General features: G+C 71.4%; 21 protein-coding genes and 1 pseudogene. 14 read left to right on the forward strand and 8 right to left on the reverse strand.

Going from position 1 to position 15,529, the window contains the following annotated elements; genetic code table 11:
- Positions 1–23: 23 nt before the first annotated feature.
- From coaE to ABEA26_RS04325, 5 genes are all read left to right on the forward strand, one after another.
- Positions 24–629, forward strand: a complete 606-nt coding sequence (coaE, locus tag ABEA26_RS04305) for a dephospho-CoA kinase (RefSeq protein ID WP_345589353.1) — start codon at positions 24–26, stop codon at positions 627–629.
- A 76-nt stretch (positions 630–705) separates the two neighbouring features.
- On the forward strand, positions 706–1,086 hold the full coding sequence (locus tag ABEA26_RS04310) for a tetratricopeptide repeat protein (protein ID WP_345589356.1): 381 nt from the start codon (positions 706–708) through the stop codon (positions 1,084–1,086).
- Positions 1,087–1,156: 70 nt separating this feature from the next.
- Complete coding sequence (locus tag ABEA26_RS04315) at positions 1,157–2,068, forward strand: acyltransferase domain-containing protein (RefSeq protein ID WP_345589358.1); 912 nt, start codon at positions 1,157–1,159, stop codon at positions 2,066–2,068.
- Positions 2,069–2,195: 127 nt separating this feature from the next.
- A complete protein-coding gene (locus ABEA26_RS04320) occupies positions 2,196–2,882 on the forward strand; it encodes a class I SAM-dependent methyltransferase (protein ID WP_345589360.1) in 687 nt (228 codons plus the stop codon).
- A 79-nt stretch (positions 2,883–2,961) separates the two neighbouring features.
- Entirely contained in the window at positions 2,962–3,414 is a 453-nt protein-coding gene (locus tag ABEA26_RS04325; RefSeq protein WP_345589361.1) for a DoxX family protein, read from the forward strand.
- Between the two features lie 59 nt (positions 3,415–3,473).
- Here ABEA26_RS04325 and ABEA26_RS04330 read toward each other — a convergent pair whose 3' ends face one another.
- Both ABEA26_RS04330 and ABEA26_RS04335 read right to left on the reverse strand, forming a co-directional pair.
- Positions 3,474–4,034 carry an RNA-binding S4 domain-containing protein gene (locus ABEA26_RS04330; RefSeq protein ID WP_345589363.1) on the reverse strand — a complete coding sequence of 187 codons (561 nt, stop codon included), beginning with the start codon at positions 4,032–4,034 and terminating at the stop codon, positions 3,474–3,476.
- A gap of 135 nt (positions 4,035–4,169) precedes the next feature.
- Positions 4,170–4,571: a hypothetical protein gene (locus ABEA26_RS04335; protein ID WP_345589364.1), complete on the reverse strand. Its 402-nt coding sequence runs from the start codon at positions 4,569–4,571 to the stop codon at positions 4,170–4,172.
- Positions 4,572–4,907: 336 nt separating this feature from the next.
- Between ABEA26_RS04335 and ABEA26_RS04340 the strand changes: the two genes are divergently transcribed.
- A complete protein-coding gene (locus ABEA26_RS04340) occupies positions 4,908–5,630 on the forward strand; it encodes a uracil-DNA glycosylase (RefSeq protein WP_345589366.1) in 723 nt (240 codons plus the stop codon).
- A 32-nt stretch (positions 5,631–5,662) separates the two neighbouring features.
- Positions 5,663–6,694 carry an alpha/beta fold hydrolase gene (locus ABEA26_RS04345; RefSeq protein WP_345589368.1) on the forward strand — a complete coding sequence of 344 codons (1,032 nt, stop codon included), beginning with the start codon at positions 5,663–5,665 and terminating at the stop codon, positions 6,692–6,694.
- A gap of 24 nt (positions 6,695–6,718) precedes the next feature.
- On the opposite strand, the gene ABEA26_RS04350 is transcribed toward ABEA26_RS04345, so the two are convergent.
- Both ABEA26_RS04350 and ABEA26_RS04355 read right to left on the reverse strand, forming a co-directional pair.
- Positions 6,719–7,186 (reverse strand): GNAT family N-acetyltransferase, encoded by a 468-nt coding sequence (locus tag ABEA26_RS04350; RefSeq protein ID WP_345589369.1) that lies wholly within the window; start codon positions 7,184–7,186, stop codon positions 6,719–6,721.
- Positions 7,183–7,596, reverse strand: a complete 414-nt coding sequence (locus tag ABEA26_RS04355) for a RidA family protein (protein ID WP_345589370.1) — start codon at positions 7,594–7,596, stop codon at positions 7,183–7,185. Before ABEA26_RS04355 ends, ABEA26_RS04350 begins: the two co-directional genes overlap by 4 nt.
- A gap of 156 nt (positions 7,597–7,752) precedes the next feature.
- On the opposite strand from ABEA26_RS04355, the gene ABEA26_RS04360 reads away from it, so the two are divergent.
- Positions 7,753–8,532 carry a nucleotidyltransferase domain-containing protein gene (locus tag ABEA26_RS04360; protein WP_345589372.1) on the forward strand — a complete coding sequence of 260 codons (780 nt, stop codon included), beginning with the start codon at positions 7,753–7,755 and terminating at the stop codon, positions 8,530–8,532.
- 102 nt (positions 8,533–8,634) lie between these two features.
- Here the strand turns inward: ABEA26_RS04360 and ABEA26_RS04365 are convergent.
- Positions 8,635–8,733, reverse strand: a pseudogene (locus ABEA26_RS04365) (transcriptional regulator); the annotation flags it as partial.
- A 132-nt stretch (positions 8,734–8,865) separates the two neighbouring features.
- Here ABEA26_RS04365 and ABEA26_RS04370 point away from each other — a divergent pair.
- The 3 genes from ABEA26_RS04370 to ABEA26_RS04380 all read left to right on the forward strand — a co-directional run bounded on the left by ABEA26_RS04370 (position 8,866) and on the right by ABEA26_RS04380 (position 11,502).
- A complete protein-coding gene (locus tag ABEA26_RS04370; protein ID WP_345589374.1) occupies positions 8,866–10,323 on the forward strand; it encodes an amidohydrolase in 1,458 nt (485 codons plus the stop codon).
- 127 nt (positions 10,324–10,450) lie between these two features.
- Positions 10,451–11,140, forward strand: a complete 690-nt coding sequence (locus ABEA26_RS04375) for a DUF899 domain-containing protein (RefSeq protein WP_345589375.1) — start codon at positions 10,451–10,453, stop codon at positions 11,138–11,140.
- 155 nt (positions 11,141–11,295) lie between these two features.
- Entirely contained in the window at positions 11,296–11,502 is a 207-nt protein-coding gene (locus ABEA26_RS04380; RefSeq protein ID WP_345589376.1) for a hypothetical protein, read from the forward strand.
- A gap of 12 nt (positions 11,503–11,514) precedes the next feature.
- Here the strand turns inward: ABEA26_RS04380 and ABEA26_RS04385 are convergent, their stop codons facing one another.
- Both ABEA26_RS04385 and ABEA26_RS04390 read right to left on the reverse strand, forming a co-directional pair.
- Positions 11,515–11,949: a hypothetical protein gene (locus ABEA26_RS04385; protein ID WP_345589378.1), complete on the reverse strand. Its 435-nt coding sequence runs from the start codon at positions 11,947–11,949 to the stop codon at positions 11,515–11,517.
- Positions 11,946–12,584, reverse strand: a complete 639-nt coding sequence (locus tag ABEA26_RS04390) for an ATP-binding protein (protein WP_345589380.1) — start codon at positions 12,582–12,584, stop codon at positions 11,946–11,948. The genes ABEA26_RS04385 and ABEA26_RS04390 overlap by 4 nt, the downstream gene beginning before the upstream one ends.
- A 226-nt stretch (positions 12,585–12,810) precedes the next feature.
- Here ABEA26_RS04390 and ABEA26_RS04395 point away from each other — a divergent pair, with 226 nt between their 5' ends.
- From ABEA26_RS04395 to ABEA26_RS04405, 3 genes are all read left to right on the forward strand, one after another.
- Positions 12,811–13,671, forward strand: coding sequence for a helix-turn-helix domain-containing protein (locus ABEA26_RS04395; RefSeq protein ID WP_345589382.1), 861 nt, complete (start codon positions 12,811–12,813; stop codon positions 13,669–13,671).
- The gene (locus ABEA26_RS04400) at positions 13,672–13,962 is read left to right on the forward strand and encodes a DUF397 domain-containing protein (protein WP_345589384.1); all 291 of its coding nucleotides are present in this window, start codon (positions 13,672–13,674) and stop codon (positions 13,960–13,962) included.
- A 200-nt stretch (positions 13,963–14,162) separates the two neighbouring features.
- Positions 14,163–14,966 (forward strand): SAM-dependent methyltransferase, encoded by an 804-nt coding sequence (locus ABEA26_RS04405; protein WP_345589386.1) that lies wholly within the window; start codon positions 14,163–14,165, stop codon positions 14,964–14,966.
- Between the two features lie 81 nt (positions 14,967–15,047).
- Here ABEA26_RS04405 and ABEA26_RS04410 read toward each other — a convergent pair whose 3' ends face one another.
- A complete protein-coding gene (locus ABEA26_RS04410; protein WP_345589387.1) occupies positions 15,048–15,527 on the reverse strand; it encodes an anthrone oxygenase family protein in 480 nt (159 codons plus the stop codon).
- Positions 15,528–15,529: the final 2 nt, after the last annotated feature.

Consider the following 15,529-nt stretch of genomic DNA (forward strand, 5'->3'; position numbering starts at 1 on the left):
GGGACAGGCCTAAGCTTCCGCTCATGCTGAAGGTTGGCCTGACCGGTGGAATCGGCGCCGGCAAGAGCGAGGTGTCACGGCTGCTCGTCGAGTACGGCGCCGTACTGATCGACGCGGACCGGATCGCGCGCGAGGTCGTCGCGCCCGGAACCCCGGGGCTCGCCGCGGTCGTGGAGGCGTTCGGCGAGGACGTGCTCACCGGGGACGGCAGCCTGGACCGGCCGAAACTCGGCTCGATCGTGTTCGCCGACCCGGAGAAGCTGGCCGTCCTGAACTCGATCGTGCACCCCCTGGTCGGTGCCCGCTCCCGCGCCCTCGAGGAGGCCGCCGCCGAGGACGCCGTCGTCGTCCACGACGTCCCCCTGCTCACGGAGAACGGCCTGGCGCCGCTGTACGACGTCGTGGTCGTCGTGGACGCCGACCCCGCCACCCAGCTCGACCGGCTGGTACGGCTGCGCGGCATGTCCGAGCCGGACGCACGCGCGCGCATGGCCGCCCAGGCGACACGGGAGCAGCGGCGGGAGATCGCGGACGTGGTCATCGACAACGACGTCCCGCTGGACGAACTGCGGGCCCGCGTGCGGGAGGTGTGGGCCGAGCTGACCCGCAGAGCGCACGCGGCGCGCTGAACGCCCCGGCACCGGCCGTCGGAATAGCCGCTGCCGCGCGGGCGTTGATCCCTTCGAGTGAGGGAAGGACTCTGCCGTGCCCGAGACCAGTGGTTCGACCGGACGTACGCCGGAGACGGATGTCATCGACTTCCGTGCCGCCGAGCAACTGCTCGCGGCGCGGGATCCGCAGGGCGCGGTGAAACTGCTCGACGGGGTCATCGCCACGCATCCGGAGAGTACCGCCGCGCGGCTGCTGCGCGCGCGTGCGTTCTTCGCGGCGGCGCAGCTGAGACCGGCCGAACTCGAGTTCACCATCGTCCTGGAGCGTGAGCCGGACAACGCGTTCGCGCACTTCGCGCTCGCCCGCACCTACGAGCGCCGGGGATGCCCCGACCAGGCCAGGCGCCACTTCCGGCTGGCGGCGGCTCTCGACCCGAATCCGGAGTACCTGCAGCAGGCGCGGTTCGATTCCTGACGGGCGACTGTTCTTCTGACGATCGCGCAGACGACGAGGGGGACAAGCTGTGCCACTGGACCGACCCGTCATGCCGGACGCCGACGACCTGCCCGATGTACTGCTCGACCTGGCGGTGCCGCACGAGGACATCAACGCCCTGGTGCGACTGAGCGGGGCGGTGACGCACGACACCGGAGTGACGCGGCTGCTGGAGGAGTGCGTCCAGGAGCTGGTGCGGGACCTCGGCGAGGTGACCGGGGACAGGGAGGGCGTGCGGCGGTTCGGGGAGCGTCTCGCAGAGGCTCCGAAGACGCTGGGCGCGTATTTCGCCGCGTACGTGTACGTCGCGGCGCTGCCGCACACGCGCGCGTACCACCAAGAGCGCGGCGTCCCGGCCGAGATCACCCGGCACACCCTGGCCGACCTGGGACGGAACATGGCGAGCCGGCGCAGGGGGCACGGCACGGGCGGGGTGCGGGCTCCGCAGTGGCTGGTGCACCATTTCCGGGGAGAGCTGTACCAGCTGGGGCGGCTGCAGTTCGAGCGGGCCGTGATCGGGCAGCGGACGGCACCGGTGCTGCGGGCGGCAGGGCTGGACGCGGTGCCGGGCGAGCCCTGTGTGAACCTGCACATCCCGGACTACCGCGGGCCGCTGACACCGGCAGCCTGCGACCGCTCGCTCACGCTCGCCAGGCGGTTCTTCCCCCGGCACTTTCCCGAGGAGCCGTATCGGGCCGCGACGTGTCACTCCTGGCTTCTCGACCCGCAGCTGAAGAGGTGCCTGGCCGCGGACTCCAACATCGTCCGGTTCCAGGAACGCTTCCGGGTGACGCGCGAGGACACCGAGCCGGCCGACGAGGAGCCGGTCCGCTTCGTCTTCGGGCACTCCTGCCTGCCGGTCGAGGAGCTGCCGCGCCGCACCTCGGTGGAGCGTGCCGTCGGAGACCATCTACGGGCGGGCGGCCACTGGTACATCGGGCGTGGCTGGTTCCCGTTCTGAGGGCAGACTCCTGTGCTGATCGTCCCGGCTCCGTGCGGACCGGCGAGCGTTCGCTCGATCAGGTGAACCGGAGCTGGACGGGAACGGTCGTGCGAGAGCGGTCCGTTGGACGGGCATGGAGCTGAAAATGCGAGAGGGATACCAGGGGACGGGACCCGGAGCCATCACTCCGGACGGCTGCGCCGTCGAGCTCTACTCACGGCTGCCCGCCGGAGCCGAGCCGGACATCGTCGCCGCCGCGTCGCCCGAAGGCGCGCGCATCCTCGAACTGGGCAGTGGTGTGGGGCGCATGACCCATCCGCTGCTGGAGCGGGGCTTCGACGTCACCGCGGTGGACGAGTCCGCCGAGATGCTGGAGCACGTGCGCGGGGCACGGACGGTACGCAGCCCGATCGAGGAGCTCGACCTGGGCGAGAGCTTCGACGTGGTGATGCTGGCGTCGTTCCTCGTGCACTCCGGCGACATAGAGGTGAGACGGGGACTGCTGCGCACCTGCGCCCGTCATGTCGCGCGGGGCGGCTGTGTACTGATCCAACGGGAGGGTGAGGACTACCACACGAATCTGCCGCGTGAGCGGGTGGACCCCAGCGGCTTCACCGTGCGGATCGTGTCGTCACAACCGGTCGGGGACGGCGTCAACTCGGTACGGGCGGAGTACGAGTTCCCGGACGCGGTCTGGACGCAGACCTTCCGGGCCCGGCCACTGACCGTGGAACAGTTCGAGGAGGCACTGGAGGAGGCGGGACTCGGGGTGGACCGGTATCTCACCGATGACGGGACGTGGGTACGGGCGGTCCCCGTGAAAGAAGGATAGGAGATCGGCGATGAGTTCCGAGCCGGCGAGCGGTCTGTACCCCTGACAGCAACACTGACCGCTCAGCTCAGGAGACCCCGTGCCCGACACCTCCGCTCCCGCCGCACCCGCCGCTTCCGTCACTTCCGCGACTCCCGTCACGCCGTCCCGCGGGCGTGGCGCCCGGATCGCCCTGCGCGCGGTGCAGGTGCTCCTCGCGCTGTTCTTCGCCGTCGCGAGCGCCTCTCCCAAGTTGATCGCGCATTCCTCGGCGGCCGACACCTTCGCCGAGATGGGCTGGGGCAGCGCGGGCATGTACGCGATCGGCGTCCTCGAGCTGGCCGGAGCGATCGCCCTGTTGATCCCGGTGCTGCAGTCGGCGGCGGGGGTTGCGCTGAGCGCGCTGATGGTCGGCGCGTTCGTCGTCCAGCTCGCCTACTTCGACGGCGAGCAGGCGGCGACACCGCTCATCCTGATGGTGCCGCTCCTGCTCGTCGCCTGGGCCCGCCGCGGGCACAACGAGGAGCTGTTCCGGCTGATACGCCGCGCCTGACGATGCGCCGGACCAAGTGCCCGACCGTTGCCGGCAGGGCACGAGAGTGGTCCACGGTCTCAGGGCTTGGTCTCGGCTTCCCTCCGGGCGCGACCCAGGCCCTCGAGCCCCCGCAGGCGTTCCAGCTCGCGGCGGTCGCGCTTGGTCGGGCGGCCGGCGCCGCGGTCGCGGATACCGGCCGGGGCCACTGCCTCGCGGGGCGGGGGCGGCGGGGAGTTGTCGACGTAGCACTGCACGGCGACCGGGGCACCGACGCGCTTGCGGATCAGCCGCTTCACGACGACGACGCGTTCCCTGCCCTCCTGCCGCAGACGCACCTCGTCACCGACGCGCAGGGAGTACGCGGGCTTCACACGCTCGCCGTTCACCCGGACATGGCCGCCCCGGCAGGCGGTCGCGCCGAGGGAGCGGGTCTTGATGAGACGGACGGCCCAGATCCAGCTGTCCACGCGGACGCTCTCGCCGTTCTTCGGCCCGGCCGCCTCGGCGGCGGCGATCGCGGAGGCGGTCTTCGGGTCCGGGCCCGAAGACCGGGCGGTGGTAGCGGCGCCGTCGCCGCCCGTGTCCTGTGGGTGGTCGGCCGTCCCGCCGTTCCCGCCCTCGTCATGCTCGGAAGCCATGGCTCGACCTTAACCGCCCGGCCAGGCGAAGGAGGCTCCCTTTTTCCGGCGACGGCTGAGGTGGGACGGTCGCGTCTGATGCCCGCAGGACGACGCGCCCCGGCGCGCGCCCGGCGCCGGGGCGCGACGACAGGCTCAGTACCGCGTCGGGAACAGCTGAAGTGCGGCCTTCTTTCCGGAGACCGACTTCACCCAGATCTTGAGGTTGTTGAACTGGACGGTGCCGCCCGGGCTGGAGCTGCCGCCGAGGCGCCCGCCCGCGGCCGACATCTTCACGGACCGGGAGCTGACGCTCGTGATCCTCAGCTTCCCGAACCCGAACTTGCGGCTGTCGACCTTGATGGTCTTGGGCGCCGACACGGTGGTCGTGCACCGTCCGTCGTAGCAGGGCCCGTTGGCGGCCGACGCCACCGGCGTCATCACGCCGAACCCGAGTGCGCCCGCCATGGCCAGCGTCACGACAGTCGTCGTGGCCCGCCGGCGCGCACCGGCGGTGGTCACCGGGACGGCGGCTGTCAGTCGGTGGAAACGGTTCACGTCAGTGTCCTTCGGTCGATCGGAAGTGGTACGGCGGAGAGCCTCCGCCCGAGCCCGAGCCCGAGCCCGAGCCGGAGCCGGAGCCGGAGCCGGAGCCGGAGCCCGAGCCCGAGCCCGAGCCCGGGCACGGGCACGGCACCGGTGCGCTGGGAGCCGAGGCGGTCGGTTCGGTGCCCCGCCGTACCGAGTCCAGCACCCACCCGGTTGTTCAGGAACGTGCTCCGTACCTCTGAACAACCCGCGGCGCGAATGCCGGGAGGACGGGGACGGGACGGGAACGGGACGGCGCCCGCAGGCGTACGGCGCCTCAGGGCTGGACGGCCGTACGGTGGAGGGATGGACACCACCGGCCTCTCCGTACTCGACCAGCGGATCTCGAGGTGCCGGGCCTGTCCGCGGCTGGTCGACTGGCGGGAGGAGGTGGCCCGTACCAAGCGGGCGGCCTTCGCCGACTGGACGTACTGGGGTCGGCCGGTCCCGGGTTTCGGCCCGCCGGACGCGCGTCTGCTGATCGTCGGGCTCGCCCCCGCAGCCCACGGCGGCAACCGTACCGGCCGGATGTTCACCGGCGACCGTTCCGGTGACGTGCTGTACCAGGCGTTGTACGACGTGGGCCTCGCCTCGCAGCCCACCGCGATCTCCGCCGACGACGGCCTGGAGCTGTACGGCGTGCGCATCACCTCGCCGGTGCACTGCGCCCCGCCCGCCAACAAGCCCACCCCCGCCGAGCGCGACACCTGCCGTTCCTGGCTCGTCCAGGAGCTGGGCCTGCTGCGGCCGACGCTGCGGGCCGCGGTGGTCCTCGGCGCCTTCGGCTGGCAGGCGGCGCTGCCCGCGTTCGCCGAGGCGGGCTGGCCGGTGCCCCGCCCCCGTCCCGCCTTCGCGCACGGCGGGCACGTCACACTGGACGCCCCGGACGGGGCCGGCCTGGACCTTTTCGGCTGCTTCCACGTCAGTCAGCGCAACACGTTCACCGGCCGGCTCACCCCCGAGATGCTCCGTGAGGTGCTGCGCACCGCGGCCGGGACGGCGGGGCTGCCCACCCGGCAAAGGGGATGAGTGCTCCCGGCCGACGGCGCTACGGTGCCCTGATGGGCCTGTATCCGGAGATCGAACCGTACGACCACGGCATGCTCGACGTCGGCGACGGCAACCGCGTCCGCTGGGAGACCTCCGGGAACCCGCACGGCAAGCCCGCGCTGGTGCTGCACGGCGGACCGGGATCCAGCGCGAGTCCGAATCTCAGACGGTACTTCGACCCGGCCGCCTACCGGATCGTGCTCCTCGACCAGCGCGGCGCCGGACGGTCGGTCCCCCGGGCGAGCGAGTACCGCACCGACATGAGCGTCAACACGACCGCCCACCTCATGGCGGACCTGGAGCGGTTGCGCGCCCACCTGGGCATCGAACGCTGGTTGGTGTGGGGCGTGTCGTGGGGGTCGGTACTCGGGCTGCGGTACGCGCAGACACACCCGGGGGTGGTGTCCGAGCTGGTGCTGACCGGGGTGGCGACCGGCTCCGACGCCGAAGTGGCCCTCATGACCCGAGGGCTGGGAAAGATCTTCCCCGAGGCCCACGAGCGGTTCCTCGCCGAGTTGCCCGCCGACGAACGCGACGGCGATCCGGCGGCCGCGTACAACCGGCTGCTGGAGTCGCCGGACGTCGACGTCAGGGAACGGGCCGCGCGCGCCTGGACCGACTGGGAGACGGCGGTGATCCCCGCGCCGCCGCGCTCGGTCGCCCGGTTCGAGGACCCGGAGTTCCGCATGGGCTTCGCGCGTACCGTCACGCACTACTGGGGCAACGCCCACTTCCTCGGCGATGGCGATGGCGATGGCGATGGCGATGGCGATGGCGACGGCGACGGCGACGGCGACGGCAACAGCAACGACGGGGGCGTGGTCCTCAGGGACGCGCACCTGCTGAAGGGCATCCCCGGCACCCTGGTGCAGGGCAGCCTCGACTTCGGCAACCTCCTCGGCATCGTCTGGCGGCTGCACCACGCCTGGCCGGACAGCGAGCTGGTCATCGTGGACGAGGCCGGACACGACGCCGGAGTGGTCGGTGACGACGTACTGGTGGCGGCGACGGACAAATACGCGCGCACCGGCACCGGCACCTGACCGCCCGGGTCCGGGTCCGGGTCCTCAAGGCCGCCACACGTACCGCACGTCCGGCTCCCGCTCCTCGTTCCCGGCGCCGTCCGTCCACTCCACGGCCGTGAGACCGTGCCGTTCGTAGAAACGGTGCGCGGGCGTGTTGACCTGGAAGGTCCACAGCGAGAGCCCGTCCGGCCTGCGCTCCTTGGCCAGGGCGACGAACCGGTCCCCGATCCCGCGCCCGCGCCACTCCGGGGCGAGATACAACTGCGACAGCTCCCCCTCTCCCAGCACCATCACGCCGACGACAACACGGTCGGCGGCCACCTCCGCCACCCAGGTCTCGCGCAGAGGCACCACCACATGGCGGAAGTAGTCCCGGACCTCGTCGTCGGCGCGGGGCCGGACCACGGTCGGCAGCGCGGCGGCGAAGGACCGCAGCCAGACGTCGGCCGCCGCACCGGCGTCGGCGGCCACGGCCCGTCGCAGGGCCACTCCGCCTTCCTCCCGGCTCACGGACGTGTCTCCTCCGGGACGACGGCCGTCGCAGTGATCTCCACCAGCTGCCCCGGATACCCGAGACAGCTCACCCCGAGGAGCGTCGAGGAGTGCGGGCCGGTACTGAGCCCGGACGCCTCGACGACCTCCCAGACGGCGGACAGCGCGGAAGTCTCACCGCTCACCACGTACACATCGGTCGACAGCACGTGCCCCAGTTCGCTCCCGACGGCACGCAACTGCTCGGTGAGGTTGGCGATCACCTGTTCGGCCTGACGGACCGGATCGCCCTCACCGGCCAGATTCCCCTCCGCGTCGAGCGGAACGGACCCGGCGAGGAACGCCAGCCTCGTCCCGGCCTCGACGACGGAGGCATGGGAGTAGGTGGGCGGCGGGAACAGGCCGGGTGCGGTGACGCGCTGGATCACGTGGGCTCCTGGGACGGTGAACGGACAATCTCCGGATCCTCTGATCGTCCGTTCCGAGGACAGCCGCCGCATCCGAATTTCCCTCGCGCCCCGCGGCCGGCCCACCTAGGCTTCCGGCGTCCGTCCCGCAGCCCCCACCGTCAGGAGCCCGAAGCAGTGCCCACCCTCGCGGACCAGGCCTTTCTCGACGCGACCGCCGACCGACTCGCCGCCCTCCCCACCGTCCGGGCGGTCACCCTCGGTGGCTCCCGGGCCCAGGGCACGCACGGACCCGACAGCGACTGGGACCTGGCGGTCTACTACCGGGGCGCCTTCGACCCGGACGACATCCGCGCCCTCGGTTGGCCCGGCGAGGTCTCCGGGATCGGCGCCTGGGGCGGTGGCGTCTTCAACGGAGGCGCCTGGCTGACCATCGACGACCGCCGGGTCGACCTGCACTACCGCGACCTCGACGTGGTGGAACGCGAGGTCGCGGAGGCAGAGGCGGGCCGTTTCGGCATCGAGCCGCTGATGTTCCACCTCGCGGGCATCCCGACGTACCTGGTCGTCGCGGAGCTGGCGATCAACGAGGTGCTGCGCGGCGAACTGCCCCGCCCCGCCTACCCGCAGGCCCTCCGCGTGACCGCCCCCGAGCGCTGGTACGGCTCCGCCACCGCCACCCTCGCCTACGCCGAGGCCGGCCACGCCCCCAAGGGCGCCCTCACCCAGGTCGCCGGCGCGATCGCCCTCGCCACGACCCAGACGGCGCACGCGGTACTGGCGGCGCGCGGGGAGTGGATCACCAACGAGAAGGGGATGGTCGGCCGGGCCGGACTGGGCGGGATCGACGCGCTGCTGACGGGCCTGACGCCGGAACCGGAAAGCCTGGCACGGACGATCACGGAATGCGGGACGCTGCTCGACCATGCCGTACGGACAGCCCGGCAGGCGGTGTAGGCGCTGGTCAGTCCCGCGCGGCGTACGAGACGAAGTCGTCCCACGCGGCGGGGGAGAGGGCGAGCTGCGGACCGCGCGTCTGCTTCGACTGGAGGACTGGCCGATCAGCTCCCGTGTCACCTCCACCCCGCCCGTGCGCCGCAGAAACAGGTGCTCCTCCAGGATGAAGCCGAACGCCGTGTTCGGCCGTGCCCACAGCAGTCAGGAGGTGGTGGACCGCGTGTCGTACGGCGTCGCCCTCCCCGGCAAGACGATCCGCGCCGAACTGGACCTGCCGCGCTGACCGGCCCGGCATCAGCCCGTACACGCGGATCGGCACCGTACGTTGGCGGGATGACGCCTTCTTCGCACGAGAAGCCGGCCGACTCACGCGAGCCGGCCGACTCACGCGAGCCGGCCGACTCACGTGAGCCCGCCGACTCACGTGAGCCCGCCGACGTCCGCAAGAAGCCCGCCGATCTCGTCATCACCGGCTGCACCCTCCTCGTGCACGACGACCGGGAACGGATCGGCTTCCAGGAGGACGCGGCCGTCGTCGTACGGGACGGAGTCGTCGACGCGGTGACGAGCGCCGCCGCCGTGGACGGACTCCCCGCCGTCGAACGCATCGACGCACGCGGCCAGGTCGCCCTGCCCGGTCTGATCAACTGCCACACGCACGCGCCGATGGTCGCCCTGCGCGGACTCGCCGAGGACCTGCCCACCGAGGAGTGGTTCAACGACGTCGTCTGGCCCGTCGAGTCCAACCTCACCGGGCGGGACGTGGAGCTGGGCGCCCGGCTCGCCTGCGCCGAGATGATCCGCGCGGGGGTGACGACGTTCGCGGACCACTACTTCGCCATGGACGCCGTCGCCGTCGTCGTCGCCGAGTGCGGGATGCGGGCGCTGTTGGGGCAGGCGTACTTCTCCTCGCGGGGCCCGCGAGGGCGGGAGGCGGCACTCGAGTTCGCGCTGAGTCACCGCGGCACCGCCGGCGGCCGGATCACGACCGCCCTCGCCCCGCACGCCCCCTACACCGTGACCGACGCCGACCTCGCCGCCACCGCCGAGCTGGCCAGGGAACACGGCCTGCCCGTGCACCTGCACGCCGCCGAGAACCGCAACCAGACCGACGCCAGTCTCGCCCGGCTCGGCGTCACCCCCATCGAGGTCCTGGAGCGCACCGGCATCCTCGACACCGACGTACTCATCGCGCACGGCACCGGCATCGTCGAGACCGATCTGCCACTCCTCGCGCGCGCGGGTGGCCGTACGGCCGTGGCGACCGCGCCCCGCGGCTATCTCAAGTTCGCCTGGCCCACCACCACGCCCGTGCGCGCCCTGCGCGACATCGGTGTTCCCGTGGGGCTCGCCACGGACGGCGCCGCCTCCAACAACTCCCTCGACGTGTGGGAGTCGATGGCGCTCACGGCGCTGATCCAGAAGGCCACCGAGGGCGACCCGCGGTGGTTGACCGCCCGCCAGGCGCTCCACCACGCCACCGTGCAGAGCGCCGACGCGGTCGGGCTCCGGGACACCGTCGGCCGCATCGCGCCGGGGTGGCGGGCCGATCTCGTCCTCGTCGACCTCACCGGACCGCACACCCAGCCCGTGCACGACCTCGCCGCCACCCTCGTGCACAGCGCCCGGTCCGCCGACGTGCGCACGACGATCGTCGACGGGCGCGTCCTCATGCGGGATCGCGAGCTGCTGACCCTCGACGTTCCCGCGGTGGTGCGGGAACTGGGGGAGCGGCTGCCCGCCCTGACCGACCGCGGTCACGGCCGGCGCGTCCAGGAGTACGACACCTGAAACACCCAGGTCAGCGGCTTCCCGGTGGCCGCCCGAAAAGAATCTTGCCGGGCCGCGATGAGTTCCGCTCCGTCCGTCGGTCACCACCCCGACGGACCGATACGCGTCGCACAGGAGGAGCTGGAACATGTCGCTGCCCAAGATCGTCACCCGCGCGGACTGGCGCGCGGCGCGCGAGGCACTGCTGGTCGAGGAGAAGGCGGCCACGCGCGCGCGTGACGCGCTCAACGCCGAGCGGCGCGGGCTGCCCATGGTGGAGGTCGACAAGGAGTACGTGTTCGAGGGCGGAGACGGCAAGGCCTCCCTGCTCGACCTCTTCGAGGGGCGCGATCAGCTCGTCGTCTACCACTTCATGTTCGCGCCCGAGTGGGACGCCGGCTGCCGCAGCTGCTCGGCGTTCCTGGATCAGATCGGGCACCTCGCGCACCTGAGGGCCCGCGGTACGTCCTTCGCGGCCGTCTCCCGGGCGCCGTACCCGAGGATCCTGCCGTTCAAGGCGCGGATGGGCTGGACGCTGCCCTGGTACTCGTCGTACGTCAGCGACTTCAACACCGACTTCGAGGCGACCCTCGAACACGAGGGCGAGCTGGTCGAGAGGCCGGGCGTCAGCTGCTTCCTGCGGGACCGCGACCGGGTGTTCCACACCTACTCGACGTACGAGCGCGGCCTGGACGGAATCGGCTCGACCACCACGCTGCTCGATCTGACCGCGCTCGGCCGGCAGGAGCAGTGGGAGAAACCGGAGGGGCGCGCGTCGGCCCTCGGCGCGCCCGCGGGCAGCGGGAACATCCGCTACCACGACGAGTACGAGGACTGACACACACCGTGGCGAAAGGGCCCGAACGGCTGAGGTGCCGCTCACGCTTTGCGGTGAACGGGTGTCAACTATGTCTCAGTACCATCACCGCGCGAGGCGTTCGCTCCATGGTTGGCGTTTGACTCTACGAGTACAGCGCTACATGGAGGTGCGGGGTGAACGGGCGAACGGTGCTCGAACGCTTTCCCGCCGGCGGGCCGCGAGGATCCTGGCCGGCGGAGGAGTTCGCGAACGCGCGGCGTCTGGAGGGCCTGCCCGCGGAGGTCGTCATGGACCTTGCCACGGACATGTTCCTGGTCATCGTCCGCGGTGATGTCCGCGGTGATGTCCGCGGTGACGTCGTCGGCGACGCGGCCGCCTGAGCGCGGCGGCGTCTACGCGCTCACCGGCCGCGACCATGTGGGCGTCGTGTCCGTGAGCCGGCACAGCGCCAGGTAGAGCGGAATCGGCGGGGTGTACGGGACCGTGCCGTCCGGACGGTGGATGAGGCCGGGGACGTCCGGGGCGTCGAGGACGACCGCGCCTGTGGCGTACCGCGCGGGCGCGGGCCAGTCCAGGGCGTAGTCGGAGTCGGACGGGACGATCCACCACCAGTGCGCGTCGTCGGCGTAGACGCAGCCCACGCGCGGCAGCCGGGGCAGCACCAGGGGGCCGAAACGGGCGGGCACCGCCACCGCGTCGCAGCCCAGTGGGGCGGTCATACCGTCCGGCACGGGCAGCCGTCGGAGTGTCCCGGGGGCGTGCATTCCGCGCTGGAGGCGGACGAGTGTGTCCAGACCGAGCGGTCGGATGCCGGATGCGGCCCTCATGGCCATTCGGTCCCCGTTCCGCGGGGGGCCGGAAGGTGGCGTCCCTCCTCCTCGCCGCCGTCGCCCGTGCCGTCGGCGGGGCCGGGCTTCGGGCGGGCTCCCCACCCCAGGTCGTTGTGGGGCTCCGACGGATCGCGCGGCTCGTCGGCCTTGCGTGGCAGCTCGGCCCAGACCAGCAGTCCGGGGCCGTGCTCCTGGGCACCCCAGGCGTCGCACAGGGCGTCGACGAGGAGCAGCCCTCTGCCGTGCTCGTCCTCGGGCTGCCGGCCGGCCGACGGGTGGGGCTTGCCGGGGGCGCAGCCCTCGTCGCGTACGGCTATGCGGACCAGGTCGGCGCCGTCGTGCAGCTCGCACACTATGTGTCTGCTCGCGGTGTGCACGATCGCGTTGGTCACCAGCTCGGAGACCACCAGAGCCGCGGTGTCGCAGGTGTCCTCGCACACCGACCAGCCGTTCAGCCGGGCGCGTGTCAGGTGTCTGGCCTGCGCGGGGGAGCCCGGATGTGCGGCCAGCTCGAAGCGGAACCGGCGCTCGGCGGCGGGGGCCCCCGAAGAGACTCCCATGGCGGCACCGAGGCCCAGGGAGCCCGCGGCGGCGTCTGTTCCTAAGGGCGCGGACGGAATCACGCTTGCCACTATCGCCCCGCCGTGAACACTTGGCAAGAGCCACTCTGAAAAATGCAGAGTGCTGTGTGACGGTCTGGACGGCCGTGGCACACTGCTCGCAACAGCACGTCGAGCGGCGCCACTTCGGACCAGCGGGAGCCCGACCAGGTTCTCGAACGGGTCTTCGAATGGCGCCGCCGGGCTGTCCGCACAAAGACGTGTCAGGACTCTTTCGGGACTCTTCAGGAGGTGGGCGGTGAGCGAGCCGCGGTCCGCGCCGACGGTCGGCCAGGTCGTCCTCGGCCGGCGCCTGCTGGACCTGCGCGAACGCGCCGGTCTCAAACGCGAGGAAGCCGCCCGCATCCTGCGCGTCGCCCCCGCCACGGTCCGCCGGATGGAGATGGCCGAGGTCGCCCTCAAGATCCCGTACCTCCAGCTCCTGCTGAAGGCCTACGGCATCGAGGACGAGGAGGCCGACGCCTTCGTCCAGCTGGCGGAGGACGCCAACCAGCCCGGTTGGTGGCAGCGCTTCCACGACATCCTGCCGGGCTGGTTCTCCATGTACGTCAGCCTGGAGGGCGCGGCCTCCCTCATCCGCTCCTACGAGCCCCACTTCGTCCCCGGAGTGCTGCAGACGGAGGACTACGCGCGCGGGGTGCTGCGCTCGGGAGCCATCGGGCAGACCCGGCCCGACGACATCGAACGCCACGTCGACCTGCGCATGCGGCGCCAGGAACTGCTCACCCGCGAGGACGCGCCCAGGCTGTGGGTCGTGATGGACGAGACCGCTCTGCGCCGCCCCGCCGGGGGCCCGGAGGTGATGCGCGCCCAGATCGACAAACTGCTCGATGCCACGAAGCTGCCCAACGTGACACTCCAGGTCGCCCCATTCTCCAGCGGGCCGCACCCGGGCACGTACGGGCCCTTCGTGCTGTTCCGATTCGCCATGCCGGAACTGCCGGACATGGTCTACAGCGAGTACCTGACCGGTGCCGTCTACCTCGACGCGCGCGCCGAGGTGGCGACCCATCTCGAGGTCATGGACCGCATGGCGGCGCAGGCCGCCACGGCACATCGCACGAAGGAGTTCCTCCGGGATCTCCGCAAGGAGCTGTGAATGAACCGCATCAAACCCCAGCGCTCGCCGTACAACCGCGGCGAGCGGCTCCACAACGAGCGGATCTACAACGGCATGCCCGCCCGTGAGCTGGGCAGCGAGGGTTGGCACAAGCCGTGGAGCGGCGGCAACGGGGGCAACTGCCTGGAGGCGATGAAGCTCGCCGACGGCCGGATCGCGGTACGGCAGTCCACCGACCCCGACGGACCGGCGTTGATCTACACCTCCGCCGAGATGACGGCCTTCGTCGAGGGAGCGAAGGCGGGAGAGGCGGACTTCCTGCTGTCCTGAAACATGTGTTCTGTTGATGCTTGTTTTCTAAGCTGCTTGGCACTGAGTTGATCACCCACCACGTTCACTCCGGTCATCACTCTTAGTCATCACTCGTAGCGCCATCACCCACCCATTCACCCATCCAGTCATCCACTCACCCGCACCGTCCGTCGCCGTCACCCTCGCCAGGGCAAAAACCCAACACCTTGGAGCTCGTCATGACCGGGCAGCACCGCACCGAGATCGACACGAGTAGGCCGCACCCCGCGCGGATGTACGACTGGTACCTCGGTGGCAAGGACAACTACCCGGTCGACGAGGCGATGGGCCGGCAGATGCTCATGCTGGACCCGAGGGTGCCGGTGATGGCGCGGGTCAACCGCGCCTTCATGCACCGCGCCACCCGCTGGCTCGCCGGCCAGGGCATACGGCAGTTCCTGGACGTCGGTACCGGCATCCCGACCGAGCCCAACCTGCACCAGGTCGCTCAGGAGGCCGCCCCCGACGTCCGCGTCGTCTACTGCGACAACGACCCCATCGTGCTGGCTCACGCGGCGGCCCTGCTGCGCGGCACGCCCGAGGGGGCGACGGAGTACCTCCAGGCCGACGTCAGGGACCCGGACGCGATCCTGGACGGCGCCAGGAAGGTCCTGGACTTCGACCGGCCCGTCGCGCTGTCCCTGGTCGCGCTGCTGCACTTCGTCTCCGACGAGGACGGCGCGCACGACCTGGTCGGCCGGCTGCTGTCGGCGCTGCCCTCCGGCAGCCACCTGGTGATGACCCACGCGACGGCAGACTTCACGCCAGAGGAGTCGCGGGCGGCCACCGAGAAGCTCAAGGCCGCCGGTGTCACCCTGGCCCTGCGCTCACGCGAGGAGTTCGCCCGCTTCTTCACCGGCCTCGATCTGGTCGAGCCCGGCGTCGAGGTGCCCCACCTGTGGCACCCGGAACTGGGCGAGCCGGTCGCCGGACAGGAGGAGGGGGTCATTCCCGGGTACGGAGCGGTGGCCCGCAAACCGTGATCCGGAAACGGTGATCCGGAAACGGTGATCCGGAAACGGTGATCCGTTCACCCTGACCTGTGTCTCCGGCCAGTAGGCCAGTCACGTGAGGGCCAGCACGTACGCCACCGACGACGCGGCCGAGGCAGCCGTGCGGACGTGGTTCCACGCCGTCCACTCGCGCACGTACGAGGACCATCGGGCGGCCGCCTCCGCGCTGCCGGGCTCGAGCCGGAGCAGCGCGGAGTTGCGTGGCACGTTGGCGGCCGCCGTCACCCCGAACGACCCGCACAGGAACAGCGCGCTGCCCAGCAGCAGCTCCACCGCGGCCCCCTCAGGCCACCGTACGAACGTCACCACCGCGATGACCGCCGCCAGCAGCGACGTTCCGAGGAACACGAGCATGAAGGCCGGCCGCACCGCGGCCGTGTTGACCGCGTTCATCGCGGCGACGCCCTGCGCGGGCGGCAGCGCCGCGAGCCCCCGCACGACGAAGGTCGAGAACGCGCAGAAGACGCCGGCCGTCAGACCGGTCCCGAGTACACCCAGCACCATCAGCACGAAGTACGGTCCGTCGATCATGT

This window comes from Streptomyces marokkonensis (genome assembly GCF_039539045.1).
Lineage (GTDB): Bacteria > Actinomycetota > Actinomycetes > Streptomycetales > Streptomycetaceae > Streptomyces > Streptomyces marokkonensis.

What these genes read in the sequence shown, in the direction of transcription:
- coaE (WP_345589353.1), top strand. Translation starts at nt 24, where the DNA reads ATGCTGAAGGTTGGCCTGACCGGTGGAATCGGCGCCGGCAAGAGCGAG.
- ABEA26_RS04315 (WP_345589358.1), top strand. Translation starts at nt 1,157, where the DNA reads ATGCCGGACGCCGACGACCTGCCCGATGTACTGCTCGACCTGGCGGTG.
- ABEA26_RS04320 (WP_345589360.1), top strand. Translation starts at nt 2,196, where the DNA reads ATGCGAGAGGGATACCAGGGGACGGGACCCGGAGCCATCACTCCGGAC.
- ABEA26_RS04330 (WP_345589363.1), bottom strand. Translation starts at nt 4,034, where the DNA reads ATGGCTTCCGAGCATGACGAGGGCGGGAACGGCGGGACGGCCGACCAC.
- ABEA26_RS04340 (WP_345589366.1), top strand. Translation starts at nt 4,908, where the DNA reads ATGGACACCACCGGCCTCTCCGTACTCGACCAGCGGATCTCGAGGTGC.
- ABEA26_RS04345 (WP_345589368.1), top strand. Translation starts at nt 5,663, where the DNA reads ATGGGCCTGTATCCGGAGATCGAACCGTACGACCACGGCATGCTCGAC.
- ABEA26_RS04370 (WP_345589374.1), top strand. Translation starts at nt 8,866, where the DNA reads ATGACGCCTTCTTCGCACGAGAAGCCGGCCGACTCACGCGAGCCGGCC.
- ABEA26_RS04375 (WP_345589375.1), top strand. Translation starts at nt 10,451, where the DNA reads ATGTCGCTGCCCAAGATCGTCACCCGCGCGGACTGGCGCGCGGCGCGC.
- ABEA26_RS04385 (WP_345589378.1), bottom strand. Translation starts at nt 11,949, where the DNA reads ATGAGGGCCGCATCCGGCATCCGACCGCTCGGTCTGGACACACTCGTC.
- ABEA26_RS04400 (WP_345589384.1), top strand. Translation starts at nt 13,672, where the DNA reads ATGAACCGCATCAAACCCCAGCGCTCGCCGTACAACCGCGGCGAGCGG.
- ABEA26_RS04405 (WP_345589386.1), top strand. Translation starts at nt 14,163, where the DNA reads ATGACCGGGCAGCACCGCACCGAGATCGACACGAGTAGGCCGCACCCC.
- ABEA26_RS04410 (WP_345589387.1), bottom strand. Translation starts at nt 15,527, where the DNA reads ATGATCGACGGACCGTACTTCGTGCTGATGGTGCTGGGTGTACTCGGG.